The 25,153-nt window shown below is 39.3% G+C and carries 23 protein-coding genes; 19 read left to right on the forward strand and 4 right to left on the reverse strand.

What is annotated here, in order from left to right:
• Positions 1 to 2 precede the first annotated feature (2 nt).
• The 15 genes from ABD873_RS06225 (at position 3) to ABD873_RS06295 (ending at position 16,429) form a co-directional block, all read left to right on the forward strand.
• A complete protein-coding gene (locus ABD873_RS06225) occupies positions 3 to 953 on the forward strand; it encodes a glycosyltransferase family 8 protein (RefSeq protein ID WP_345066102.1) in 951 nt (316 codons plus the stop codon).
• A 28-nt stretch (positions 954 to 981) separates the two neighbouring features.
• On the forward strand, positions 982 to 1,848 hold the full coding sequence (locus ABD873_RS06230; RefSeq protein ID WP_345066105.1) for a beta-1,6-N-acetylglucosaminyltransferase: 867 nt from the start codon (positions 982 to 984) through the stop codon (positions 1,846 to 1,848).
• A gap of 124 nt (positions 1,849 to 1,972) precedes the next feature.
• Positions 1,973 to 3,091, forward strand: a complete 1,119-nt coding sequence (locus tag ABD873_RS06235) for an acyltransferase family protein (RefSeq protein ID WP_345066108.1) — start codon at positions 1,973 to 1,975, stop codon at positions 3,089 to 3,091.
• Complete coding sequence (locus tag ABD873_RS06240; protein WP_345066111.1) at positions 3,084 to 4,082, forward strand: glycosyltransferase family 2 protein; 999 nt, start codon at positions 3,084 to 3,086, stop codon at positions 4,080 to 4,082. The genes ABD873_RS06235 and ABD873_RS06240 overlap by 8 nt, the downstream gene beginning before the upstream one ends.
• Positions 4,083 to 4,086: 4 nt before the next feature.
• Positions 4,087 to 5,346 carry a hypothetical protein gene (locus ABD873_RS06245; protein ID WP_345066114.1) on the forward strand — a complete coding sequence of 420 codons (1,260 nt, stop codon included), beginning with the start codon at positions 4,087 to 4,089 and terminating at the stop codon, positions 5,344 to 5,346.
• 43 nt (positions 5,347 to 5,389) lie between these two features.
• Positions 5,390 to 6,517 carry a glycosyltransferase family 4 protein gene (locus tag ABD873_RS06250; RefSeq protein ID WP_345066117.1) on the forward strand — a complete coding sequence of 376 codons (1,128 nt, stop codon included), beginning with the start codon at positions 5,390 to 5,392 and terminating at the stop codon, positions 6,515 to 6,517.
• Between the two features lie 2 nt (positions 6,518 to 6,519).
• Positions 6,520 to 7,632: a glycosyltransferase family 4 protein gene (locus ABD873_RS06255; protein WP_345066120.1), complete on the forward strand. Its 1,113-nt coding sequence runs from the start codon at positions 6,520 to 6,522 to the stop codon at positions 7,630 to 7,632.
• A complete protein-coding gene (locus tag ABD873_RS06260) occupies positions 7,629 to 8,741 on the forward strand; it encodes a glycosyltransferase (RefSeq protein WP_345066123.1) in 1,113 nt (370 codons plus the stop codon). The genes ABD873_RS06255 and ABD873_RS06260 overlap by 4 nt, the downstream gene beginning before the upstream one ends.
• Positions 8,742 to 8,847: 106 nt before the next feature.
• Entirely contained in the window at positions 8,848 to 9,306 is a 459-nt protein-coding gene (locus ABD873_RS06265; protein WP_345066125.1) for a S24 family peptidase, read from the forward strand.
• A gap of 13 nt (positions 9,307 to 9,319) precedes the next feature.
• Positions 9,320 to 9,598, forward strand: coding sequence for a PqqD family protein (locus tag ABD873_RS06270; protein ID WP_345066127.1), 279 nt, complete (start codon positions 9,320 to 9,322; stop codon positions 9,596 to 9,598).
• Positions 9,599 to 9,603: 5 nt separating this feature from the next.
• Complete coding sequence (locus ABD873_RS06275; RefSeq protein ID WP_345066129.1) at positions 9,604 to 10,710, forward strand: nucleotidyltransferase domain-containing protein; 1,107 nt, start codon at positions 9,604 to 9,606, stop codon at positions 10,708 to 10,710.
• A 2-nt stretch (positions 10,711 to 10,712) separates the two neighbouring features.
• Complete coding sequence (locus ABD873_RS06280; protein ID WP_345066132.1) at positions 10,713 to 12,338, forward strand: ABC transporter ATP-binding protein; 1,626 nt, start codon at positions 10,713 to 10,715, stop codon at positions 12,336 to 12,338.
• A gap of 23 nt (positions 12,339 to 12,361) precedes the next feature.
• Positions 12,362 to 13,264 carry a hypothetical protein gene (locus tag ABD873_RS06285; RefSeq protein WP_345066135.1) on the forward strand — a complete coding sequence of 301 codons (903 nt, stop codon included), beginning with the start codon at positions 12,362 to 12,364 and terminating at the stop codon, positions 13,262 to 13,264.
• Positions 13,265 to 13,267: 3 nt separating this feature from the next.
• Entirely contained in the window at positions 13,268 to 14,050 is a 783-nt protein-coding gene (locus ABD873_RS06290) for a polysaccharide biosynthesis/export family protein (protein WP_345066138.1), read from the forward strand.
• A gap of 6 nt (positions 14,051 to 14,056) precedes the next feature.
• Positions 14,057 to 16,429: a GumC family protein gene (locus tag ABD873_RS06295; protein ID WP_345066140.1), complete on the forward strand. Its 2,373-nt coding sequence runs from the start codon at positions 14,057 to 14,059 to the stop codon at positions 16,427 to 16,429.
• Positions 16,430 to 16,495: 66 nt separating this feature from the next.
• Here ABD873_RS06295 and ABD873_RS06300 read toward each other — a convergent pair whose 3' ends face one another.
• Positions 16,496 to 17,383 carry a DUF5106 domain-containing protein gene (locus tag ABD873_RS06300; RefSeq protein ID WP_345066143.1) on the reverse strand — a complete coding sequence of 296 codons (888 nt, stop codon included), beginning with the start codon at positions 17,381 to 17,383 and terminating at the stop codon, positions 16,496 to 16,498.
• Between the two features lie 10 nt (positions 17,384 to 17,393).
• Positions 17,394 to 17,804, reverse strand: coding sequence for a BT0820 family HAD-type phosphatase (locus tag ABD873_RS06305; protein WP_345066146.1), 411 nt, complete (start codon positions 17,802 to 17,804; stop codon positions 17,394 to 17,396).
• A gap of 240 nt (positions 17,805 to 18,044) precedes the next feature.
• On the opposite strand from ABD873_RS06305, the gene ABD873_RS06310 reads away from it, so the two are divergent.
• Positions 18,045 to 18,845 carry a tyrosine-protein phosphatase gene (locus ABD873_RS06310; RefSeq protein WP_345066149.1) on the forward strand — a complete coding sequence of 267 codons (801 nt, stop codon included), beginning with the start codon at positions 18,045 to 18,047 and terminating at the stop codon, positions 18,843 to 18,845.
• 59 nt (positions 18,846 to 18,904) lie between these two features.
• Here ABD873_RS06310 and ABD873_RS06315 read toward each other — a convergent pair whose 3' ends face one another.
• A complete protein-coding gene (locus tag ABD873_RS06315; protein ID WP_345066152.1) occupies positions 18,905 to 20,290 on the reverse strand; it encodes a nucleotide sugar dehydrogenase in 1,386 nt (461 codons plus the stop codon).
• 149 nt (positions 20,291 to 20,439) lie between these two features.
• Between ABD873_RS06315 and dnaG the strand changes: the two genes are divergently transcribed.
• The 3 genes from dnaG to ABD873_RS06330 are packed head-to-tail and all read left to right on the forward strand — an operon-like array spanning position 20,440 to position 23,860.
• A complete protein-coding gene (gene dnaG / locus ABD873_RS06320) occupies positions 20,440 to 22,425 on the forward strand; it encodes a DNA primase (protein ID WP_345066155.1) in 1,986 nt (661 codons plus the stop codon).
• 3 nt (positions 22,426 to 22,428) lie between these two features.
• Positions 22,429 to 22,782, forward strand: a complete 354-nt coding sequence (locus ABD873_RS06325; RefSeq protein ID WP_345066158.1) for a YraN family protein — start codon at positions 22,429 to 22,431, stop codon at positions 22,780 to 22,782.
• A gap of 19 nt (positions 22,783 to 22,801) precedes the next feature.
• Positions 22,802 to 23,860: a glutaminyl-peptide cyclotransferase gene (locus tag ABD873_RS06330; RefSeq protein ID WP_231561172.1), complete on the forward strand. Its 1,059-nt coding sequence runs from the start codon at positions 22,802 to 22,804 to the stop codon at positions 23,858 to 23,860.
• 41 nt (positions 23,861 to 23,901) lie between these two features.
• Here ABD873_RS06330 and def read toward each other — a convergent pair whose 3' ends face one another.
• Complete coding sequence (gene def / locus ABD873_RS06335; protein WP_052258652.1) at positions 23,902 to 25,125, reverse strand: peptide deformylase; 1,224 nt, start codon at positions 25,123 to 25,125, stop codon at positions 23,902 to 23,904.
• Between the last annotated feature and the right edge of the window lie 28 nt (positions 25,126 to 25,153).

Raw genomic sequence — 25,153 nt, forward strand, 5'->3', positions numbered from 1 at the left:
ACATGATACCTCCATATATACCTATAGTATTGGCTTTTACTCCTAATTATGTGGTTCCGGCAGCAACAACCATACTTTCTGTCTTGGATAATCTTGCTCCGAACTTCAAGCTGAAAGTGATATGTCTCTCTTCCCAACCGCTTTCAGAAGAGATAAAAGAGATGTTATATACTATAAGTAAAGAAAGATTGAGTTTTAGTTTTATAGACCTATCAAAAAAGCATCTTAATGTCAATATAAATAATCGTTTTACGGAAGCGGCTTTATATAGGTTGCTTTTACCGGACTTACTGCCTTATGAGGATAAGGTTATTTATCTAGATAGTGATGTAATTGTAAGGACGGATCTTTCCAAGCTCTTTTTTCAAGCGAATTTAGATGGATATTACTTGGCAGCAGTGGTAGAAGCCACTCTTCCATTTCAGGAAGAATATATTAACAATTTAGGATTAAAGCCTGGAGAATATATCAATTCTGGCTTTCTGATACTAAATTTAAAAAAGCTAAGAGAAGAGAATGTCGTAAGAAAATTATTGGAGGAATCGAATGTAGAGGGATTATTGTTTCCTGATCAGGATGCAATTAATAAAGTTTGTCAAGGTAAGATTTTGCCTATTCAACCTATATATAATAGTATTAGGACATTTTTTCTGCCTCAATATAAAAAGACCTTTTTGAAGTACTATAAGGAGGAAGATTGGGAAGCTATACAATCCTATGGTAATATCCATTATACGGGAGGGAAACCGTGGAAAATGTATACCGTACAATTTGACAAATGGTGGGATTATTATGAGCGTCTTCCTGCAGTGCTGAAAAAGAATAGTTTATTTTCTAAATCCCAAAGGATATATTTTTTGTATAAACTTTTGAAGATAAATATATGTAGAGAGTTTTTTCTGTTAGCTCAGAATATTTATAGATTCCTAAGATATAAGAATGTGAATACTTAGTCTTTGAAAATTTTGTTGAGCCAAGGATATGAAGCGACATGCGTATTTGATTTTAGCCCATAATAATTTCGAAGTGACAAGATATCTTATTGCTGCATTAGACGATTCTAGAAATGATATCTATATACACTTTGATAAAAAAATAAAAGAACTTCCTGCTTTTACTACATATCAAGCAAAGCTATTTGTTTTAGATGACCGTGTAGATATTCGATGGGGAGATAAATCTATCGTGGAGGCAGAATATAAGTTGTTCGAGGCTGCAGTCGTTAGAGATTATGGCTATTACCATCTGCTTTCCGGCGTGGATATGCCTCTAAAATCGCAAGAATATATTCATGCCTTTTTTGCCAAACATTTCGGCAAGGAATTTATAGGATTTGCTCAATATGATTATGCCAAAGAGGTGGAGCGTAAGATGAATCGCATACATCTTTTTCCAAGAAGCTTTAGAGCAGAAGATGAAAATTTTATATATTGGTTAAAAAGAGGGGTAAGAGCTGCTTTCATCAAATTTCAAGAATGGATAAATTATTTAAGAAATACAGATATTTCTTTCAAGAAAGGAGTTCAATGGGTTAGTGTCACACATGATTTTGTGAAGTGTCTTTTGGCCCACAAGGCGGAGGTATTAGCATTTTGTCGTTATACCTTTTGTAGTGATGAAATATATAAACATACAATATGTTGGAATTCTCATTTCAGGGATAAAATTTACCATAAGTCGGATGAAGCTATAGGCTGCATGAGAAAAATACAGTGGGATAACGGAAGAATACATATCTGGGAGGAGAAAGATTACAATATCTTAATGGATAGTGATTATCTATTTGCAAGGAAATTTAATGAAGATCAAATAGCGGTAGTAGAAAGAATCTATCATGCAATAACTTAATAGGCTTTAGAAATCAACGTAAAAAAACATATATAATAATGCTCTTTGTGAGAAATTAATATGTAATAAAAACTTAAGTTATGAGGCTTAAGTTAATGAACAAGATAGAAGGCAAATAATCCCCATGGATAATAATTCTATTAATAGACCAAGTTTTTCGGTTATCGCAGACATGTTGCGGTTTCCTTTGATTTATCTTGTTGTCGTGATTCATATGACTCCTCTTTATTATCCTCGCGTTAGCTTGGACTTTACAGAGGGCAACATGTTGTATGTTTTTATTACAGAGTTGATTTCGCATAATTTTGGTGCGGTAGCAGTACCTTGTTATTTTTTTATTTCGGGATATTATTTTTTCAACGTATTCAAGGGACTTGATAAATTAAACTTCAGTATATACAAAAGTGTCCTTTCAAAAAAGATTAGAACAGTTTTCTTTCCTTATTTTTTTTGGAATACCATGCTAATTTTTGCCTTCTGGATAAAGAATAGAATCTTTATTCAATGGGGAAAAGAGGTGGATTATGGTTTTCTATATTTAAAAGAAACAAATTTCTTTGATTGGTATTGGAAAGATCCTGTCAACTTTCCTCTATGGTATATGAGGGATTTAATAGTCATGATATGTATTTGGCCTTTTTTTTACTATCTATTTCGTTATTTAAAAGTATATGGGATCATTCCTCTTTTACTGCTTTTAGTTGCCTTTCCAGATACGGGTATTCCTGGGCTGAGTTCCACCGCTATGGCTTTTTTTGGGATGGGGGCAATGTTTTCTTATTTGCGTTTGGATGTATTGGCTTTTTCTAAACGATATAAGTGGATCTTTGGTTTTTTGACTATTGTGCTGCTGTTCTGCTCAACTCTTTTGAATGGAGAAACATTACATCCCTATATACTTAATATTTATGCTCTTTGCGCTGTTTGGAGCTTATTTAATATTTTTTCAAAACTTTCTCAAAATGAGTATGTAAAGAAGTATTCGTTGTTGTATGCTGAAGCTTCTTTCCTTGTTTATGTAATCCATGAAATTTATATAATCAACTGGTTAAAAGGTTTTTGGGTGAGGGTAGCAGGAGAGGATTTAATAGTCATGAAATTTCTTGGATATTTCTTAATTCCGGTAGTATGTACCATATTGTGTGTTGTAATATTTAAAGTTTGGAAAAAAATCAGTCCTAATTCTCTGGCATTTGTAACAGGAGGAAGGATTGGATCACATGGTAGAAATAGAAATGAATAAGCTAACGGTTTCTATAATTATACCGGTATACAATGCAGAAAAATCTGTGTCTATATCGTTGGATTCAATTTTGAATCAATCATATCCACATATTGAAGTGGTGGTAGTAAATGACTGCAGTACAGATAATTCGCAAGTTGTCTTAGAAGAATATAGTACGCGGTTTCATGCGAAAGGTTATTCCTATGTTGTGCTTACTCACGAGTATAACCAGGGGGTTGCCAGTGCCAGAAATACGGGGCTCGAGCATGTTTCAGGACAGTACGTATATTTCGTGGATGCGGATGATTATATTGTAGAGGATTGTATTTCTACGTTTATTGCTTCAATGGAAGGAGAAAGTATAGATATTGTGGGGTGTAATTGGTGGCTGAAGATGAAAAAAGACGCAAGGGAGATGAAGCAGCCGCAGGTGTGTGATCCAATAGGTGCCATAGAAATGATGGCCAAGGGCGTGATGAGGTGGAATCTATGGTTATTTATGGTAAACCGTCAGTTATATGAGCAAAATGCTATTCGCTTTCTGGATGGAATAAATATGGGGGAGGATATGTTGGTTATGTTTAAGTTGTTTAGTCATGCATCTTCGGTCAAAATGATTGATAGGGCAATGTATTTCTATGACAAGTCCAATGAAAATTCACTTACCAATATATATAGTGACAAACACAAGAAGGAAGTTTCGTTAAATTTGGAAGCATTAGACAGTTATTTTTCACAGAGCCGAGGCTATTTGGAGGAAAAGTGGAGAGAGTGGGTTAACTATTTAAAGCTTAATATAAAGTTACCCTTGCTCATTTCGGATAAAAGAGAAAATTATGAAGAATGGGGGCAGTGGTATAGTGAAGCTAACTCCTTTATTTTGAAAAATAATCGAGTATCAAAAAAGATTAAGTTATTACAATATATGGCTTATCATAGACAATATTGGTTTTTGAGACTTTACCACTTTTTAGTACAGAGAGTGATGTATGGAATAATATATAGATAAAATTATGGGGATTATAATAAAGCTTCTTCTTGGGGTTGTTACAAGTTTTTATTTGTTTCCGATAAGTTTTTCGTTTGCGCCGCAAATTAATACAAAGATAATTTTGGCAGCATTGGGGGGGCTTTGGTTTATCTTTGACCATAAGGTGGTTTCAATGAAGTTAAATATAAGTGTTCTAGTCTCCTCTTTAATTGCATTGATCTTTTCCATCATCTGTCTAATTTCTTCTGATATAAATAATACAAAGGACTATTCCTATGCTTCCTACATTATGAGTTATGCTATATGGATGTTTAGTGCATATTTTGTGGGGGCATGCATTCGTGCATATTATGGCGTGTTTAGTTTTAAGTATTTGACCTTTTATATGTTAGGTGTATGTGTCTTTCAGTGCATTATGGCATTGCTGATTGACTTTGTTCCCGAGGTACAACAGGTCGTAGACAGTGTTGTGAGTCAAGGACAATCCTTCTATAAGAAGATTAATCGTCTATACGGTATTGGTGCTGCTTTGGATTCTGCTGGTGTTCGTTTTGCTGTGGTGTTATTAATGACCGGAGTATTACTTAGTGAGGATACCGAAATACGAAAGAGTACAAAGCAAACTCTTCTCATATTAGTAGCTTTTTTCTTTGTTGCTTTGGTAGGAAATATCATTTCACGGACTACTTTTGTCGGTCTTCTCCCTGCTTTTTTATACTTCTTTTTTTTCTCAGGACTTATTAAGGTTCGTGTTTTCTTTGATTCGATAAAGCTAGGGTTGAACTTTGCGTTTGTACTTACCTTGGCTATAGCCATCACAGCTTATTTATATTATACAGATGTAGATTTTTATGAGAATATACGTTTTGCTTTTGAAGGTTTTTTTAACTGGGTTGAAACCGGAGAGTGGCGTACGGACTCTACAGATAAATTGAACGACGAAATGTGGATATGGCCGGAGGATACAAAAACCTGGATAATAGGAACGGGTATTTTTGGAAACTTTGAATTTGGGACAGACATTGGATACTGTAGGTTTATATTGTATTGTGGCTTGACCGGATTTTCGGTGTTTGCCCTGCTTTTTGTGTATAACGCTATTGCCTTTATGTATAAGGTTCCTAACTTGTGGAAATTTTTTGTAATCCTTTTGATTCTTACCTTTTTAATCTGGGTGAAAGTTTCGACGGATATATTTTTCATATATGCCCTTTTTTATTCTATAGATAAGTTTCTGGACGAAGAACAAGTTATTCCGGAAAAACAAGTAAGCTTGGTATAGTTAATATTGAAGTTAGAATTTAGAAAATTTCAATTATAGTATCTTGAAAATAGTTTACACCATATTAGGAACATTCAATTCGGGAGGGATGGAGCGCGTGCTGTCCAACAAGGCTAATTATTTGGTTCGGCTTGGACATGAAGTCACTATTATTACTACTGACCAGAAGGGAAGACCTTCATTCTATGATTTGCATCCCGACATAAAGTGCATCGACCTGGGAATAAACTATACAGAGGATTTGGACAAAGGCCTTTTGTTCCGCATTATGTCCTTTTTTTTTAAGCAGAAGAAACATCGCCGCCTTCTGGAGTCTCATCTTAAATCCTTGAGGGCAGATATTGTGGTTTCGATGTTTGATAATGATGTTGGTTTTGTCCCAAAGATTAAGGATGGCAGTAAGAAAGTTGTAGAGATACATTTCTCACGTTTCAAGCGTTTGCAATATGGGCGGAAGGGATTGATGGGTTGGATTGACAAGGTTCGCAGCGGCAGAGATTTGAAAATAGTAAAGCGGTATGACAGATTTGTCGTACTGACGGAAGAAGACAAGAATTATTGGGGGGCATTGGATAATATTGTGGTGATTCCGAATGCCAACAGCTTTGAGTCGGATGAAAAATCCTCTCTGATGCATAAGCAGGTTATTGCAGTAGGCCGTTATGATTATCAGAAAGGCTTTGATGACCTTATCCATATTTGGAAACGTGTAATCAGTGAAGCACCGGGTTGGAAGTTGAAGATTTATGGCCATGGGCCATTAAAGGAAGTTTTTGAAGCATTGATTGATGGACTGGGGTTACAAGAAAGTATAGAGCTGGCTGCTCCGGTGCGCAACATTAAAGAGGCATATCTGAACAGCTCAATTTTGGTGATGACATCGCGATATGAAGGGTTGCCGATGGTGCTTCTCGAAAGCCAAGTGTGTGGTGTTCCCATGGTGTCTTATATGTGTAAATGTGGGCCTAAAGATGTAATTAAGGATGGCCAAAATGGTTTTTTGGTGGAAGAGGGTAATCAAGACCAATTTGCGGATAAGCTTCTTCTGCTTATGAAAGATGATGTTTTGCGCAAAAGGATGGGGCTTGCAGCGATAGATAATTCAAAAAATTATGGTGAGGAAAAAATTATGCAACGATGGATATCTCTTTTTGAGGGTTTGATGAACTGATTATGACAAAGAAAACTATTGTTGTCTCTGCGGTAAACCTATTGGAAGCCGGTACATTGGCTATACTGAGGGAGTGTCTTCAGTACCTTTCGGCATTTAACAAAGCTCAACAATATCGTATTGTTGCAATAGTATATGACCGTAATTTGGCATTGTTTCCTAACATAGAGTATATAGAAACTAAGTGGCCGAAGAAAAGATGGGTCAATAGGTTGTGGTACGAGTATGTGAGTATGCGAAAGATCTCTAAGGAGCTTGCCCCGGTCTATCTGTGGCTGTCTTTACATGACACGACTCCGAATGTTATTGCGGAGCGTCGCGCAGTTTATTGTCACAATGCCTATTCTTTCTATAAGTGGAAGTTGCATGACCTCATCTTCGCTCCTAAAATTGCCTTGTTTGCTTTATTCACGAAATATATCTATAAACCTAATATTCATAAGAACAGGTATCTTATAGTCCAACAACAATGGTTTAGGACGGCGTTGTCCACAATGTTTGATATTGACGAAGCTAAGATTATCGTAGCCAAGCCAGGACAACCGCTGACCTTGAAATCTGAAAGTAGTAATCTTTTTGATGACTACTCTTTTGTCTTTGCGGGATCACCCAACAGTCATAAGAACTTTGAAGTAATTTGCCAAGCCGTAGAGCTGTTAGAAAAAGAAGGAATTACCGACTTCGATGCATATATAACAGTGGAAGGTAGTGAAAACAAGTATGCAAAGTGGCTTAAAAAGAAATGGGGACATCTGAAATGTCTACATTTCTTAGGTTTTTTGCCGAAAGATAAGCTTATAGAATATTATCAGAAAAGCCATTGTCTTATATTCCCTTCCAAGGTGGAAAGCTGGGGGCTTCCTATTTCGGAATTTGCAACATATGACAAGCCTATGCTTCTGGCGGATTTACCTTATACCTATGAAACTTCTGCAGGAGCCGTCCAAGTTTCGTTTTTTGATCCGGAATCTGCGGAAGAGTTGGCTTTTAAGATGAAGAAACTTATTACTGGAGACTACTCTTTTTTGAAGGCTCAACCAAAGATTGAATATGCCGAACCTAAAGCAGATACGTGGGCAGAATTATTTAACCTTTTATTGACTGATAAGAAATGAAAATATTGCAGTTAGGAAAGTTTTATCCTATTCGCGGAGGAGTGGAAAAGGTGATGTATGATATTATGCGTGGGCTGTCGCGAAGAAGAATTCAATGCGATATGTTGTGTGCTTCTACCGAAGATTATCCCGCGGGAGATATTAGAATTAATGCATATGCTAATGTGTTCGTAATGCCTACGGCGTTGAAGGTTGCTGCTACGATGCTGGCTCCTTCCATGCTTTGGCGGTTGAGACGTATAGCAAATGACTATGATATTATCCATGTACACCATCCGGATCCTATGGCGGCGTTGGCGCTTTTCTTATCGGGTTACAAAGGAAAAGTATTGCTTCATTGGCATAGCGATATTGTGAAGCAGAAAAATTTGATGAAACTTTATAAGCCGCTACAAGACTGGCTGATTAAAAGGGCTGATTATATCGTAGGGACTACACCAATATACGTACAGCAATCGCCGTTTCTCCAAGATTATCAATCCAAGATGGACTATATCCCTATTGGGATAGATCCTTTAACCTGTCCGGAGGAAAAGATTAGAACTATTCGGGAAAAGTATAAGGATAAATTTTTGATTTATTCTATTGGTCGGTTGGTGGAATATAAGGGCTATGAGTATCTTATAAAGGCGGCAGTACATCTTCCGGTCAATTATAAAGTAATTATTGCCGGAAAGGGACCCTTGCATGAAGCGTTGAAAGATCTTATTGTACGACTAAAGGTAGAAGATAAGGTTGAGCTATTAGGCTTTTTATCGGAAGAGGAAGCGCACGCTTATTTCCATGCCTGTGATTTATATGTGCTGAGTTCGATCATGAAGACAGAAGCATTTGCGATAGTGCAGATTGAAGCTATGTCATGCGGTAAACCTGTGGTGACGGCAGATATCCCGGGTTCTGGTGTTAGCTGGGTGAATCAGGATGGCGTTTCCGGATTGTTATGTAAACGTGAAGATCCAAAAGATCTCGCGAAAAAAATCAAACAAATAGGTGAGGACGAATCTTTACGTATGGTGTTGGGCAAAGGCGCCAAAACCCGCTTCGATACGGTATTTACCATGGATGCCATGATTGATAAGACATTAAATATATATAATACTATCCTATAGAATTACTTATAAGTTTATTAAATCAAGATACAGCTACAATTAGACATAAGAAGCAGGCTATTCAGTTAATATATTGTAAAATAATTGTTAATTTGGCACAATTGATATGGACAACAAGGAAAATGGGATAGGAAAGAAGGTAATAGAAAATGACATTTTTTTCCAAGAGGTGCAGGTTTTTTTAGCGTCGGGAAAGGACGTTATGTTTCACATCAAGGGAAATAGTATGTTGCCTTTTTTATCTCATGGGGACAAGGTGTTGTTGTCTGCTATCACTGCTGATGACCTGAAATTGGGAAGGATTGTCTTAGCTAGAATTGATTGGGGTTATGTCCTGCATAGGCTGGTATGGAAGAGAGGCAATTACGTTTGGCTTGCGGGAGATAATAATTTAGTTCAAGTGGAAAAGGTGGAGCGTACCAGCATCTTGGGATATGTGAAATATGCTGAGGGAGTGAAAGGAAAGGTCGATGTCAACAGCAATGGACAGGTATTTATGGGGATTTGCTGGTTTTTGTTGCGGCCATTGCGTTGGTTGATTTTCAAGATTCGTAAAATATTCTAACATATTCATTGCTATGAGATTAAAGGAAGGACTTACAGTCCGTAAGGTAGGTAAAGATTATGTGATTGTGTCTCCGGAACAGGGCATGGTCGACATGTCAAAGGTTTACACTCTCAATGAAACTGCCGCTTGGCTTTGGGAGCAGTTGGACGGTAAGGATTTTGAGGTGGACGATATGATTGCATTGGTGCGAGAGCAGTACGATGTCGATGCATTGTCGGATGATGAATTGAAGAAGGATATGCTTGACCTTATCCAGTTTTTCAAAGATAATGCACTCATAATCCAATAAACAACATGACGTCCGTAGTAAGAGAAGCTTTCCTAACGCTCCTTCGGATGGGGTTGTGGCACAACTCTCAAGAGGATTTGTCTGTATTCCCGTTGCAGGCGGAGGAGTGGTCTCTTGTTATGGAGGTAGCTAAGGCACAGACGGTTGAGGGAATAGTATATGAGGGTATACTATTGCTGCCGGAACAATATTATCCACCACAGGCACTTTTGATGTCGTGGGTGGCACGCATAGATTCCATAGAAAGAAATAATAATAAGCTTTCGGAAGCCTTATATATCCTAACCAAAGGATTTCGACAAGAAGGCATAGACTTCATGTTGTTAAAAGGGTTAGGGCTAGGCAATAATTATATTAAACCTTCGGTGCGTGTAGGAGGCGATTTGGATCTTTATTTTGCGTCGGAGGAAGATTTCCATAAGGCCAACTCCTTGGTGGCCTCCAAAGGTATTAGGGTAAAGAAAGGAGACCATAATAGCAGGATCTATCTTTTCCGAAAAGTTGAGGTAGAACACCACACCAAGATGATAGATATTTTTAATCCTTTCGTGCAGGAGCGCCTAGCTGTGTTAATGGAAGAAGAGGGAGGGAAGAGAAGGAGCTTTCGAATTAAAGATGTAGAGGTGCAGACACCCTCTTTTGTTATGGCGCATGTACAGGCAAGCTCTCATATTCTAAAGCATTATATGGGTTTTGGGGTGGGGCTCCGTCAGTTTTGTGATGTGGCAAGGCTTAGTATCACCCAGCCCGATGAAAGAGAAGCACAGAAGCTTAGAGAAATCTATAAACAGTTGGGCTTAGAAAGATGGATGCGGCTGATGTACAGTTTCTTGGTGTTGAAGTTGGGGCTTCCTAAAGAGTTTAGTCCTTATACTGAAACAGAGGAGAAGAGCACAGAGAAGTTGTTGGAAGATATCTTACATAGTGGAAATTTTGGCTTTCATGACATACGTTATAGAAAAGGCGAGGTCAAGCGTTCAGAGAGATATTCCAAGCGTGATGCGGTCTTTAAGAGAATAATGCCGCATTTAGTATTTCTGTTACGTATCGTACCTCAGGAAGTTTTTTGGTATCCTCTATATAAGGCGTACACAAAAGTTTTTGCAAGATAAGGATGTTCGGTATTTCTTTTACAGACAACAGGTGGCTTTTCTCTATAGCTAATGCATATAGAGGAAAGATGATGCTGTATTTTTTCTTGGAGATACTGAACATTATAAGTACGTTATTTTTTGTTTTCTTTTCAAAAAATTCCATAGATATTGCTTTAGGCGTTAAAGAAGGCTCTTTACAATGGAATTTGTGCTACGTGGTAGGATTGGTTTTGCTGGGCATAGTCTTTCGAACTTCTAGTCAATGGGTTAATCAGAAGACGCAGATACGGATGTTGCAAGGTGTGCAGTATAAAATTTTGCAGCGGCAGATGCTTTCCACTTGGCGTGTTATAAAGCGCTGGGATACAGGAGATATTCTAGTTCGCCTTAATACGGACTGTGTGGAAATTGTGCAGATGCTGAGTTCTACGTGGATTGCTTTTGTCATCACCGTTATAAAACTTCTGGCTTCATTCATTTTTTTGTTTACGCTGGATAAGTCGTTGGCAATAATTATTTTGTGTATAACACCACTCTTTTTTTTGAGCAAAATTTATTTTAGGAAAATGAAGAAGCTCAACGAAGATGTAAAAGCTTCGGAAAGTGAGTTGGGGGTAGTGATGCAGGAAAATCTACGCTATCGGACGGTGTTGCGCTCTTTGGGAATTCTTGCCAAAAGACTTCGTAAAGTGATAGAAAAGCAAAATACGTTTAGCAGCCTTAAGCTTGCCCATCTAAGGTTTTCTTTATTGTCGCAGACTGCAATGCGTACCGCTATGAGTGTTGGATATGTGGTGGCATTTGTGTGGGGTGTTTATCGTCTTCAACAGGGGGTAATTACGTATGGTACGATGACAGCTTTTTTGCAGCTGGTGAACCAAGTTCAGAGCCCTATTTTGACTTTGGGAGCTTTTGTGCCTGCTTTCATCCGCTTCAAGGTAGCAATACAACGTGTTAAGGATCTCAATAATGTAGAATTTCAGAGAGAACGGAAAGGGGTCGAATTCGGTCAAATCGATTATGTATCATTTGAAGAGGTAAGCTTTAGCTACGGTGAGGAACGTATCATTGACGATTTTAATGCTCGTTTTGAATTAGGAGATAAGGTAGCGATTACGGGTGCTAGCGGCAAGGGAAAAACGACCCTGATCAGATTGATGTTGGGCATGCTGAAACCTAATCAGGGGAGTGTGAAAATTTCAGGTGACGGTACGGTTAGTGAATTAGCTATAGAGCATATAGAAAATTTTTCTTATGTGCCACAAGGAAATACTCTGCTAAAAGGAACGGTCCGAGAGAATATTGTCGCAACGAATGAGATGGTAAGTGAAGAGCGTATCAGAGAGGTGCTTCATTATGCTTGTGCCGAGTTTGTTTATGATTTACCAGAGGGGTTGGAAACTTACGTAGGGGAGTCTGGATTAGGTCTTTCTGAAGGACAGGCTCAGCGCATAGCTATAGCTAGAGCTATCTTGAGAGACAAAAAAATATGGTTGTTTGATGAGGCCACTTCGGCTTTGGATGCTGAGACTACTGATTTATTCTTAGAGAGAATCAATCCTTTGTTAGAAAAGAAGATTGCTATTTTTGTGACACACGATAAAAAAGTTACCTTGTTTTGTAATAAACATATTATGTTAAATTAATCTTTAATTAAAATTTTAGGCTTGTGACGACACAATCAATATATTACAGTATAGCAGACTTACAGTTGAATATTACTTTCCCGTCGGAATGTAATCTGCCTGAGTTGCTACCCAATTTTGAGCCGTTCAGAGTAAGTTTTCAGTCTGATAAGCCTATTTCTTGCAGTGTGACGGTGACGGAGGAAGAGTTCCCTTTTGAGCGAGATAAAGCTAAATTGTTGAGTGATATTTCTATTGTGTGGGGAGATAATTTTACTTTTTATGAGACAGAGGAGGCGTATTATATCCTTATCAAGACAGAGAACGATCCATCCATCCAGTGGAAAATGCGTAGTAGTAAAGATTTCAGAAAGAATGTTATATACTGCGGACCAATAGATAAGCCTAAGAATCAACTTATCAGTTGGTTTTGTATGGTGGCTTTTGCTCAATCGGCTTTGTTGCATCAATGTGTGATGATTCATGCATCGGTGGTAATGAATGACGAAGGAGGGTATGCTTTTTTAGGTAAAAGTGGTACAGGAAAGAGTACACACAGCAAACTATGGCTTACACATAATGAAGGTTTTGAATTGTTGAATGATGACAACCCAGCCTTACGTATAGTGGATGAAGAGGTAAGGGTTTATGGCACACCATGGAGTGGAAAGACTCCATGTTATCGAGCAGAGAGTAGGCCTTTGAAGGCTTTGGTTCGTTTAAGACAAGCTCCTCACAATATTTTTTATGTCAAAGAGGATAAGGACGCCTTATTGGCACTGTTGCCAAGCTGTTCGGCAATTCGTTGGAATTTGAACTTATATTCAACATTAATTAATATTTTAGTAGTAATTATTGATAAAGTTAAAATTGGAGAATTACATTGTCTTCCGGATAAGGAAGCCGCCCAAATATGCTTTAGTCATGTTCAGAATTATAACAAATAAACTATGAGAAGTTTAGTTTTACTTATAGGAGTTTCGTTGTTGATGTGTTTAAACTCTTGTCTTTATTCAAAGAAAGTGGTCTATTTCAAGGATGTGCAGTATGATTCTATATACAAAGCAACTCCCATTCCGCCATTGAAAATTCAGAAGTATGATAGGATAAGTGTGCAAGTGAGCGCTCGAAATCCTGAATTGGCTATACCTTTTAATAATCAGGCAGGAGCTTTTACTGTTTCAGAAAGCGGAGCAGTAAATAGTTCAACTATGGAGCGAGGATATCTGGTGGATCAGTTTGGAAATATTGATTTTCCGGTGTTGGGAACTTTGCATGTGGAAGGCATGACATTGGATGGTTTAAGAGATTTTATCAAAGAGAAATTGGTTGCAAACAATTTGATTAACTCTCCTGTTGTGAAGGTGGAATTGATGAATCTAAAAGTTGTTGTAGTAGGAGAAGCGGGAAATAAGATTATTAGTGCTCCTGATGGTAAAATAACTTTGTTAGAGGCTATCACGGATGCAGGAGGCTTAAGCAGAAATGCCGCAGCAGATAAGATTGTTGTAATTCGAGAAGAAGATGGGGTAAGAAAAATCTATAAGAATGATATCCAGAGTCTTACATTCTTCGACTCTCCTGTTTACTACTTGAAACAAAATGATATCGTGTATGTAGAGCCGAAAGCGGCGCTTCCTAGAGGAGATGAGGAGCGTTCATGGAGAATAGTTAGTACAGTGTTAAGTGTTATTAGTGTGGCAACAACAGTTTGGGCAATTTCTACTAAATAATCATTTATGAATCAGATATCGGATAACAAGGGTTTGAATGTCTTGGATGTGTTGAAATATTTGTCCAGACAGTGGAAGTGGTATTTGCTTTCTTTAATAGTTTTCTGTGGCTATTATTATTATAATTACAGTGCTTCTCCTTTTACATATGTAAAAAGACAAACAGTCTTAGTAAAAACGAATACTAGCAATACACTATCTGTAGCGAAGCTTACTCGGCAAAATTATTATGCGCCGACGATAAATGTAAATGCAGAAATCCTGCAGTTGAAGTCCAAAACTTTAATGGGTATGACAGTAGAAAAACTTAATGCCCACATTAATTATGGAATTAAGGAAGGTCTGCGGATGAATGAACTTTATAAGAACTCTCCTCTCCGAGTAGACTTTGTAAACGATTCCGATAATTATACCAAGTTTGGATTAGAGATACAGCCAAATGGTAAAGTACGCTTTAGCCAACAGACAGAGTCTGAATTGTTTGAGCAGGACCTCGAGCTAAATAAGATTCAGAAGACACCAGCAGGAAATATTATTGTCCGAAAATCCGACAATGCAGGAACTATTAATAAGTTCATCAACAAAAAAATTATAGTTGAGAAGCTTCCGTTGGATGTTGCTGTCAACAAGTACTTAGCTAATCTGCAAGTTGAGCAAATGGAAGATGTGGCTATGCTGGATATGAACTTGAAGGACCAGTCTCCAGATAGAGCTGCAGACATTTTGATAGGGCTTGTGCAGATGTATAATGATGAATCTATCAGAGATAAAAATAAAATAGCTGAAGTCACGGCGGACTTTATTAGAGAACGAATAAAGATTATTGAGCAAGATTTAGGATCCATAGAAGGAAGTATAGAGAATATAAAAACCTCCAATCTAGGTCTCGATGTTAAGGAAGCAGGGCAACAGTATTGGTCAGAAACGCGGGAATATAAATCTAGCAGTAAGGATTTGGAAATTTCCAAAAAGTTGGTAGAAGATATGCGTCAACGCTTTATTGCTTCCAACAAAGATGAACTAATCCCTTCTAATACAGGACTTCTTGATCAAACTATTGAAGCACAGATAGCTGAATACAACAGCTTATTGTTAAAGAGAAATAGGCTAATGGAAGGAAGTTCTTCCAATCCTGTGGTCGAGGAGCTTAATACGACCTTAAGAATCATACACGAAGGCATCCTGAAGGCATTTGACAATGTCATCATGGGCTACAACATAAAAATCGCCAATCTGAAAAGAGAAGAAAATGAGGCTATCAACAGAGCTAGAAGTCTTCCCTCTAAACAACGTATGATGCTGTCTGCGGAAAGACAGCAGAAAGTTAAAGAGGAGCTATACATCCTCTTGCTGAACAGAAGGGAAGAGAATGCCATAAGTCAAGCCATGGAGGATGACAATATTCGATTTATAGATGCAGCATATGGTCCTAATGTTCCTGTTAGTCCAACAAAACTTACTAAGGTGGCATTAGGTCTTGGATTAGGATTGATTATTCCTACCATTATCTTCTTATTGGACTTAATTTTTAACAATAAGATTTATAGCAGACGTGATGTGGAAAACAGTACTTCTGTTCCGGTTATTGCCGAAATTCCATTGTCGAAAAGTGTTAAGTCTGCATCACGGGGAATTATAGTCTCTGAACAGGGAGTCGACGAGATTTCGGAAGCATTCCGTATTTTTAGGACAAACTTAGGGTTTTTAAGTGCTGGTGAGAGAGACGCCAAAGTTATTACTTTTAGTTCGTTTTATGTAGGAGCAGGGAAGACTTTTTCCATCCTTAACCTTGGCGTTAGTTTAAGCTTCCTGAAAAAGAAGGTAATCCTTATTGATCTAGATTTGCGTAAAGGAACATTAACCAACCGTACTAATGTACCGATGCCTACGGGTATGACACATTATCTGGCAGATTCTAAGATTACAGCGGATCAGATTATCTATAAAGACCGCTTGGGATTTCCTGGGTTAGATATTATTCCTGTGGGAATCATTGCTCCGAACCCCGTTGAGCTGCTGTTGAGCAAACGTCTGGATAGTCTTATAGAGCAATTAAGAGAGCAGTATGATTATATATTGATAGATAGTGTGCCTCTAGGAATAGTTGCAGATGGTTCTATAGTAAACAGAGTCTCAGATGTGTCAGTGTTTGTGATTCGCTCCGGTGTAATGGATAAAAGAGAATTGGCAACCATCCAAAAGGTACATGATGAGAAAACATTGACCAACATGAATCTTATCATCAATGGAGTGAACTTTAAAAAGCTTAAATATGGGTATGGTTATAGTTATGGTTACGGCTATGGCTATGGTTACGGAGAGCATCTCGATAATAAGTCAATATGGAAAAAGTTAAAAGCCTTCTTTCAAAAGGCTTAAGAACTATTCTTAGATAAAAGATAAGGCCAACTTTTTATGTTGGCCTTATCTTTTTATAAAAGGAAATTATCTTCTTTGGAGATACGTCAGAATATCGGAAATGTTTCCGTCTTTGAAGATCACTTTTTTGTCTTTATCCAACAGATAAATGGTTGGCGAAGCTTTAAGATCATACAATCTTTTATTCAAGAGGTCTTTGTTGCTGTCCATCCCATTAATCCAGCTTACAGGAATATTCTCTTTGTAATTCTCCCACTTTTTCTCGTCTCCATCAGGATATATAGCCAACATAGTTACATTTTTCTTTAATAAGTCCTGGAATAGGGTATTTTCCCTTAACAAGGAAATGTGTTGTTCACAGACAGGACATCCCGGCTGGTAGAAGAATAGAATGATATAGTCGGATTTTATTCGGTAAAGAGAATAGTTTTTATTTTCCTGCGTTTTGAAAGTAAAATCTGTGGCAGGAGTACCCACATTGTTTTTATTGATAAGATCCAATAGGATTTTATATTTTTCTTTCCGTAGTTTGTCTACTACGGGTGACTGGATGTACTGTTTGAGGATTAAGGCGTAATATTTTTCGTTATAATAAGGTGAGTTGACATTATAAAGATATTTGTCCGCAATGCTATCGAAGGATTTGAAAACCTCCTTCCCTGCCGTCACAGACTTTTCTATCCATCTGTCAATACCTTTTGTAATAGATTCTTCAGAGCTGTTAGGAAAAAGGTTAATAAAATCTACAAATGCTTGTTCGCCATAATCGGGATCTTTGATTTTTGCAGTATCAGTAAAATCGTAATTCTCCCAAAAATCTTCTACTTTGGTCAAGATATTTTGTTGAGATACGGTATCTTTTTTTTCTACTTTCGTATTGGTGTTAGATATATTATTACAGGCTGCAAATGGTATAAAGAGCAAAGCAGCCCAACGCTGAAGTTTGTTATTCATAGGCATTTCATTAAAATAATCGCCATTTTTTCTTCTTTTTATTTTCTCTTGCTACTAATTCTTCTGCGAAAATCAAATTTTTACCTTTGTGTTGGTGTATGGCTTGATAAATAAACTCCCAATCAGGCATGCCTCCGAAGTTACGGTCATCAATAAAGAGGTCTGCATTGATCTTACGGGGAGCTGTGCTTCTGTCCTCCTCAGGGAAGTTGGCATTATGAGCGAAAAAGATGAGGCCATGTCTGGCACAAAAATCAACAGCTTCTTGCAACAATTGACCTTCCCGGACGGTCCATAAAATAAGGATATGATTTTCATTTTGCAGCTGTCTCAATGTATCAAAGGCAAAAGGCAAAGGTTTTCCGATTTCGGGGTATTTATTTTCCACAATGGTTCCGTCAAAATCTACTGCTATAATCATATTTCTTTTATTTTATGGTGGAGCAAATATACTCAATATCCATCTCAGATTATCTAAGAACACTTGTTTATGCAATTTTATCTCTTTTGTAAAGATATTGCTACAAAACCTATGGGAAGCAATGGCATGAAAATTGTATTTTTGTCCATATATATCTTAAGATAAATAAAATAAATTATGTAGCAAAACGAGTTTTGTTGTCGTTAATAAGATATATGAATAAAGAAAATGTAAAACTGTATGAATTTTTTCTCTAGACTGTTTGGAAAAAGAGGCGAGGCGGATAGTAAGGTGAGATTGCTTGGAAAGCTAGCCTTTTTAGAAGTGGACGTTCATAACCATTTGTTGCCGGGCATTGATGATGGAAGTAAATCTGTTGATGAATCGTTAGAGTTGATAAAAGGTCTTAACAGTTTAGGATTCAGTAAATTTATCTGTACTCCACATATAATGGATGGTGTACATCCTAATACCAAAAGTACTATACAGACGGCATATCAAGCTTTAAAAGGAGCTCTTGCGGAGCAAAATTCCAAAGTGGAAATCTTTCCTGCCGCAGAGCATATGATTGACGATGGCATTGTGCCGTTGATCGAGCGTGATAACTTATGTGTCATGCCTGGGGGATATGTGCTGATTGAGATGTCATATCTTTCCGAGTCCAAGGCGTTGTTTCAAACGATTAAAGATATTCAAAAATTAGGCTATAAGCCCGTGCTTGCTCATCCGGAACGTTATAATTATTATCATTATAATTTCAACATGTATCACCAAATCCGTGATGCTGGATGTCTTATGCAGCTGAATTTGCTTTCTATCAGTCGTTATTACGGTGTAGAGGTCAAATCGGCAGCATTGACGCTTCTGAAATCGGGGATGTATGATTTTGTGGGTACGGATTTGCATCATGATCGACATCTAGCAGCCTTGCAGGAAGTGGTAGCTAAATATCCTGTCCGGGATATGCTGAAAAGCTGTAATATCTTAAACCCAACATTGCTGGATCATATCAAACATGATTCTTCAAAGGCTTTGGGTTAAAGGTTGTTAAGGGATAAAACATAAAAGGTCGAGGAAATATTCTCGACCTTTTATGTTTTTTATTCTCCAATAGCATAATAAATAAATCCAAGAGCTTCCATCTCTTTACGGTTGAGCAGCTTACGTCCGTCAAAGATGAAGGCCGGTTTCATCATATGCTCTTTAATACGTTTCCAGTCGTAATCCTTAAATTCATCCCATTCAGTGAGGATGGCTATGGCGTGCGCATCTTTGCAGGCCAGATAAGGGTCTTTCTCTACGGTTACTAAGGTTCTATTTTCTTCCGAAGGACGAGAGTTCAGGTTGTCTAGGTCAATAAAAACTTTTTCTGCCGGCACCTTAGGGTCATAGACCGAAATGTTGGCCAATTCGTTGAGCAGATAGTCCGCCACGTAGATAGATGCAGACTCTCTGGTATCGTTAGTATCTTTTTTGAAGGCCCAGCCTAATATGGCAATCTTTTTACCGTTGACCGTGTTGAAAAGGGTCTGGATAATGTTGTCGGCGAATCGGTGTTTTTGGTGGTCGTTCATGATGATGACCTGTTCCCAGTAGTCCGCCACTTTGTGAAGGTTATAGCTTCTGGCGATATATACAAGGTTCAATATATCTTTTTGGAAGCAAGAGCCACCAAACCCTACAGATGCTTTCAAAAATTTAGGGCCTATACGCGAGTCCATACCTATGGCTTTGGCAACCTCGTCCACATTGGCGCCAGTCTTTTCACACAGCTCCGAAATGGAGTTGATAGAAGAGACGCGCTGTGCCAAGAAGGCATTTGCCGTAAGCTTGGAAAGTTCTGAAGACCAAAGGTTGGTGGTCAGTATTTTATCTCTATCCACCCAGCGGGCATAAATGTCCACCAACGCTTGGATGGCATCTTTGTTTTCACCTCCTATCAACACTCTGTCTGGTTCGAGCAGGTCTTTGATGGCTGTTCCTTCTGCCAGAAATTCGGGGTTGGACAGAATGTGGAAGTTTACGCCGGTACCCGTGTTGTCCAAGATACTTTTTAGTGCTGCTGCCGTACGTACTGGCAAGGTAGATTTTTCTACGACGATTTTGTCGTTTTTCGCTACATGAGCAATCTGTCTTGCGCAGAGCTCTATATACTTCAAGTCCGCTGCCATCCCCTTTCCTCTACCATAATTTTTGGTAGGGGTATTCACGGAGATGAAAATCATATCGGCCTCATCTATGGCTTTGTCGATGTCGGTTGAGAAAAAGAGGTTTCTGTTGCGGCACTCTCCTACGATTTCAGCCAGTCCTGGTTCGTACACCGGAATGTTGTCCAAATTGTCGTCGTTCCAGGCCGCTATACGTGCAGCGTTAACATCCACTAATGTGATCTGTATATCAGGACACTGCTTAGCGATAACGGACATGGTAGGGCCACCAACGTAACCGGCACCAATACAGCATATTTTCTTTATTTGAAAAGCCATTTTGTTGTTTTTGATATTACTAACAAAAGTAATAAATGTTTGTAAGTACTTTTCACATAGAAGTGTTATAAAATGTTATTTCGCCCTAAATATGGGGGATAATTTCTAAATTTGAGGAAAAGCGCGTCGAACATCAAAGGAGAATTATCTTGATAGCAAAAGAAACCATAGATAAAGTGCTAGATACCGCCCGTATTGATGAGGTAGTAGGAGATTTTGTGGATTTAAAGAAACGGGGCACCTCTTTAATCGGGAAATGTCCCTTCCATAACGAGAAGACGCCTTCCTTTCACGTTTCCGTTTCTAAAGGTATTTACAAATGTTTCGGGTGTGGCGCGGCAGGTGATGCAGTGAAGTTTGTCATGGAGCTGGAGAAGTTCTCCTATCCGGAGGCTATCCGCTATCTGGCCAATAAATACCATATCGAAATTGAGGAGGTAGAACGTACGCCGGAACAGATTGCCGCGCAAGATAAACGTGAGAGCCTTTTTGTGCTAAGCCAGTGGGCAAGCAAGTTGTTTAAAGAAAATCTATGGGAGACGGAGTTAGGACAGTCTATTGGGTTGTCCTACTTCAAGGAGAGGGGTTACAGAGAAGATATAATAAAGAAGTTTGAGCTAGGCTACTCTCCTGACCAATGGACGGCTTTGGTAGATGAGGCTAAGAGGGCCGGCTTCCAGAGTGAGTATCTTAAAGAGATAGGCCTTGCTATAGAGCGAGACGACCATTCGCTGTACGACAGATTCAGAGGGCGTGTTATTTTCCCTATCCATAATCTTACGGGGCGGGTGATAGGTTTCGGCGGGCGGACGCTCAAGACCGACAAGTCTGTTCCGAAATATGTCAATTCACCAGAGTCCGAGATTTATCATAAATCGGATGTCCTTTACGGTATCTATTTTGCGAAGAAGGCTATTATGGATGCCGACCTATGCTATCTGGTGGAAGGGTATGCCGACGTCATAGCCATGCATCAGGCCGGCGTAGAAAATGTGGTAGCTTCCTCGGGAACCTCCCTCACTACGGGGCAGATAAGGCTGATTTCACGCTTTACGAAAAATGTTGTCATCCTCTACGATGGGGATGAGGCGGGAATCAAAGCGTCCTTGCGGGGTACCGACATGCTTTTGGAGGAAGGACTTAACGTAAAAGTTTTGCTTTTCCCGGATGGCAATGACCCCGATTCTTATGTCAAGCAAGTAGGCTCCGCAGCCTTCAAAGAGTATATAGAACAGCATCAGGAAGATTTTATCTTCTACAAGACTCATATTCTACTTAAGGATGCACATGACGATCCTATCAAAAGAGCGGAAGTTATCCGAGAGGTTGTGCAAAGCATCGCTTTGATTCCTGATGAAATCAAGGTTTCTCTATTTATACGTCAGTGTAGTACGCTGTTGGATATTGAGGAACGGGTGTTGCTGTCAGAGCTCAACAAGATGCGTATCAGCAAGGCTCGTTCGCAAGAGAAAAAGGCGCAGGCTGCATCCAAACAGGGGGCGGTGACTGTCAGCCCGCAGGAGTCTCCGGCGGATCTTTTCCTGACGGACGAAGAAAGAGGAGTGGGAAGCAGCAACGAGCCGACAGTGGCCACTTCGTTTACCTCCGACATATTGCAGGAAAGAGAAATCATACGCATATTATTGAACTATGGTCAGGAACTGGTGACATGGGAAGGGGACGGAGATACTCCTGTAGCGCCCTATCTGCTGGGAAGTATTGAGGATGTGACCTTTGAAGATGCTGCTTCAGCAAAAATTGTGGAGGAGTTCAGAAGGAAGGCCGAAAACTTCGAGGTGCCGGATGCAAAATACTTTGTCTCCAGCCAAGATCCTGAGGTGTCGGCATTGGCTATAGACTGTGTGGCCAGCAAGTATGAGGTAAGCCCGAAGTGGAATGATGAGAAGCGTAAGATCTATGTTTCACAGGAAATAGAACATCTCAAAGACTTGGTCATACAAGCAATCTACAGGATTAAAAAGCGTAAGTTTGAGCGGGAAATGTTTCGTGTGCGGGAAGAGCTGAAGAAGAATCTTTCTCCAGAAGATATGGAGATAGAGCTGCACAAATACCAGAAGTTGAAAGAAGCGGAGAAGATGCTGGGACAGCTGTTGGGCAATACGGTTGTCAAATAGATTATGGCTAAACATCTGGAAAGCGGAAAATACGGAGAGCAGTTGGCAACCCGATATTTGGAAGGTCAGGGGTACAGCATACTTTTCGTCAACTGGCGTTACAAACGTTGGGAAATTGATATTGTGGCTAAGGAAAGGGATGTTTTGGTCTTTGTTGAGGTGAAGAGCCGTAGCATGACGTCTTTTGGAGAGCCTGTGGATTTTGTGGATCAGAAGAAGAGACAACACCTGCAGGAGGCTGCCGAAAATTTTATCGAACAGCAAGAGTATGAGGGTGATATACGTTTTGATATTGTTTCGGTATATTTGGCGGATGGCAGGGTAGAGCTTATCAAAGATGCTTTTTGGAATGATTAACAGGAAATAACAAAGCAATATGAATATCAGATATTTTGCAGGAATGGCGTTGTTAGGGGTGTTGGGTGTTTTCGGATGTAAATCCACAAAGGGGAAGTTCGAGTTTATTCACCCTGAGTCAGGTACAAGGGTGGCTTTCGGAGAGGTTGTAACCCTAAAGCTGAATATTCCTTTCAACAGTATAGATTCTGTGGTGTACTCGGTGGATGGAGAAGTTATTGCCCGAAAGACAGACACCACTAGTGTACAGTTAGACACTAAAAACTATGGCTTCGGAGACCGCTCTCTTTCTGCTAAGGTGTATGCTGAAGGTAAGGAAGATATAGCATACAGCAATATTGTGGTGCTGCCGGGAGCCGCAAAAAATTATGGGTTTGAGGTGGTAAACAGATACCCGCATGACACCAAAGCTTATACACAAGGTCTGCAATATGCCGACGGGGTTTTGTACGAGACTACGGGACAGCCGAGCATGTTGGATGGAATAGTGACCTCTCTACGCAAGGTAAACCTTAACACAGGTGAAATTATCAAAATCGAACAACCGAATGAGGATTTCTTTGGTGAAGGGATGACCATAGTGGGTGATAAGATTGTATTTTTGACCTGGGAGCATAACAAAGGGTTTTTTTACGATAAGAATACCTTTAAAAAGATCGGTTCCTTTGAGTATGGCAACAGTCGAGAAGGATGGGGGCTCACTTACGATGGCAGCCGTCTTATCAAGTCGGATGGCAGTAACAAGCTGTATTTTCTGAATGCACAAACCGGAAAAGAAGAAGGGTTTATTGGGGTGTATGATGAAAACGGCCCTGTTGCCAATCTAAATGAACTGGAATATATTGAAGGAAAGGTGTATGCTAATGTATACGGTCAGGATATTATCGTTATTATCAATCCACAAAACGGTATGGTCGAAGGAAGGATTAATCTTGTGGGGCTTTATACGGAGGCTGAAGGGAGAAAACAGACGGACAATGAGCTTAACGGCATAGCATATGACGCCAAAGGTAAACGTCTTTTCGTTACCGGAAAACTGTGGCCACAACTATTTGAAATCAAACTAATAGAACGATAAACACAATAAAAAACGCCGACTGATTCTGTCGGCGTTTTTTATTAGGGTCTTACTGCTTGCGGATTTATGGAAAACTGAATTTTATCGTTTAGTGGGACATCAGGGTTTTTCTCCTGTTCTTCCAGGCGGTCCGGATAGAGTATACCGTAGAGGTGGTCTACTTCGTGTTGGAAGATAACAGCGGTAAAGCCTTCTATGTTTTCCTCGATGATATTACCCTTTTTGTCCCAGTATTGTAGACGTATGGCGTAGCTGCGTTTCACGTTTTCTCTTCTGTCGGGGATAGAGAGGCAGCCTTCCGCCCCTAGCCGAGTAAGTTTGGAGCGCCAGATGATTTTAGGATTAATGTAAAATTCAAACGGCTCGCCGGCTTTGTCGAAACGTTGCACCCAGATAAGGTTTTTGTTGACACCTACCTGTGGCGCGGCAATACCTACGCCGGGATGATCAGGATCCTGAACGGTAAGCAGCATTCTTTTTTCCAAGATTTCCAACAGAGGGTCGTCGACCTTCACGTCTTGGGAGGGCGTGCGCAGGACGGCAAGTTCTTTTTCATCCGTAACCTGATATACATGCATCTTGCTTTCTTTATCTCCACTGAGGATAATAGCTTTTTCTTTATCTGTAAATCCTTGTGCCATATTTTTATTTACGGGTCTTTCGTTCTTTGGGCCGACATATTTCTTTTCGCCGGCTAATATTTTCTGATAGATGGTGTTTTCTGCCGGAGGCTGAGGACATCTGTAACCGGAGCTGTATGCGCAATAAGGGTTGTATGCCTTATTGAAGTCTATGACAATCTTGTTGTCTTTGATGGTCGAAGCATCCAGCTCGATATAACGTCCTCCACCGTAGGTTTCTTCACCGTTTGTCAAATCCAAAAAGGGTAAAAATAAATAATCTTTGTATTTAGGGTTTTGGAGTAGGGAAACACTCTGATAGGCGGTAAGCGTAGTTTTTTCACCGTTGAGTTCGAACTCTAGCAGGGCGAAGCGTTTGTATTCGTTGCTGGTGCCGTCGTAGGTAGGCATGCGGAAGGAAGGTTCGTTAAATAAATAATTCACTTTCGCTTCCACGACATACTTTTTGTCTGCCGGAAAATAAGATAGATATTGTACATTCTCCTTGCGCAGAGGGCCGTAGGCGTCCTGTTCGAGCTGTGTTTTGATGGTTTTGCGGTATTCTTCGATCTCTTTCTCATACGATTGAGCCTTCACAAAAGAGGGAAGGAAGATGATGAGAACAAATAAATAAAGTTGTCGCATAATGATTGTATAATAAATTCTACCAAAT

The sequence above is a fragment of the Sphingobacterium thermophilum genome (assembly GCF_039541675.1).
GTDB classification, from domain to species: domain Bacteria; phylum Bacteroidota; class Bacteroidia; order Sphingobacteriales; family Sphingobacteriaceae; genus Sphingobacterium; species Sphingobacterium thermophilum.

What these genes read in the sequence shown, in the direction of transcription:
- ABD873_RS06240 (WP_345066111.1), top strand. Translation starts at nt 3,084, where the DNA reads ATGAATAAGCTAACGGTTTCTATAATTATACCGGTATACAATGCAGAA.
- ABD873_RS06265 (WP_345066125.1), top strand. Translation starts at nt 8,848, where the DNA reads ATGGACAACAAGGAAAATGGGATAGGAAAGAAGGTAATAGAAAATGAC.
- ABD873_RS06280 (WP_345066132.1), top strand. Translation starts at nt 10,713, where the DNA reads ATGTTCGGTATTTCTTTTACAGACAACAGGTGGCTTTTCTCTATAGCT.
- ABD873_RS06235 (WP_345066108.1), top strand. Translation starts at nt 1,973, where the DNA reads ATGGATAATAATTCTATTAATAGACCAAGTTTTTCGGTTATCGCAGAC.
- ABD873_RS06255 (WP_345066120.1), top strand. Translation starts at nt 6,520, where the DNA reads ATGACAAAGAAAACTATTGTTGTCTCTGCGGTAAACCTATTGGAAGCC.
- ABD873_RS06295 (WP_345066140.1), top strand. Translation starts at nt 14,057, where the DNA reads ATGAATCAGATATCGGATAACAAGGGTTTGAATGTCTTGGATGTGTTG.
- ABD873_RS06225 (WP_345066102.1), top strand. Translation starts at nt 3, where the DNA reads ATGATACCTCCATATATACCTATAGTATTGGCTTTTACTCCTAATTAT.
- ABD873_RS06275 (WP_345066129.1), top strand. Translation starts at nt 9,604, where the DNA reads ATGACGTCCGTAGTAAGAGAAGCTTTCCTAACGCTCCTTCGGATGGGG.
- def (WP_052258652.1), bottom strand. Translation starts at nt 25,125, where the DNA reads ATGCGACAACTTTATTTATTTGTTCTCATCATCTTCCTTCCCTCTTTT.
- ABD873_RS06330 (WP_231561172.1), top strand. Translation starts at nt 22,802, where the DNA reads ATGAATATCAGATATTTTGCAGGAATGGCGTTGTTAGGGGTGTTGGGT.
- ABD873_RS06305 (WP_345066146.1), bottom strand. Translation starts at nt 17,804, where the DNA reads ATGATTATAGCAGTAGATTTTGACGGAACCATTGTGGAAAATAAATAC.
- ABD873_RS06315 (WP_345066152.1), bottom strand. Translation starts at nt 20,290, where the DNA reads ATGGCTTTTCAAATAAAGAAAATATGCTGTATTGGTGCCGGTTACGTT.
- ABD873_RS06290 (WP_345066138.1), top strand. Translation starts at nt 13,268, where the DNA reads ATGAGAAGTTTAGTTTTACTTATAGGAGTTTCGTTGTTGATGTGTTTA.
- ABD873_RS06300 (WP_345066143.1), bottom strand. Translation starts at nt 17,383, where the DNA reads ATGAATAACAAACTTCAGCGTTGGGCTGCTTTGCTCTTTATACCATTT.
- ABD873_RS06230 (WP_345066105.1), top strand. Translation starts at nt 982, where the DNA reads ATGAAGCGACATGCGTATTTGATTTTAGCCCATAATAATTTCGAAGTG.
- ABD873_RS06260 (WP_345066123.1), top strand. Translation starts at nt 7,629, where the DNA reads ATGAAAATATTGCAGTTAGGAAAGTTTTATCCTATTCGCGGAGGAGTG.
- ABD873_RS06325 (WP_345066158.1), top strand. Translation starts at nt 22,429, where the DNA reads ATGGCTAAACATCTGGAAAGCGGAAAATACGGAGAGCAGTTGGCAACC.
- ABD873_RS06310 (WP_345066149.1), top strand. Translation starts at nt 18,045, where the DNA reads ATGAATTTTTTCTCTAGACTGTTTGGAAAAAGAGGCGAGGCGGATAGT.
- ABD873_RS06245 (WP_345066114.1), top strand. Translation starts at nt 4,087, where the DNA reads ATGGGGATTATAATAAAGCTTCTTCTTGGGGTTGTTACAAGTTTTTAT.
- ABD873_RS06270 (WP_345066127.1), top strand. Translation starts at nt 9,320, where the DNA reads ATGAGATTAAAGGAAGGACTTACAGTCCGTAAGGTAGGTAAAGATTAT.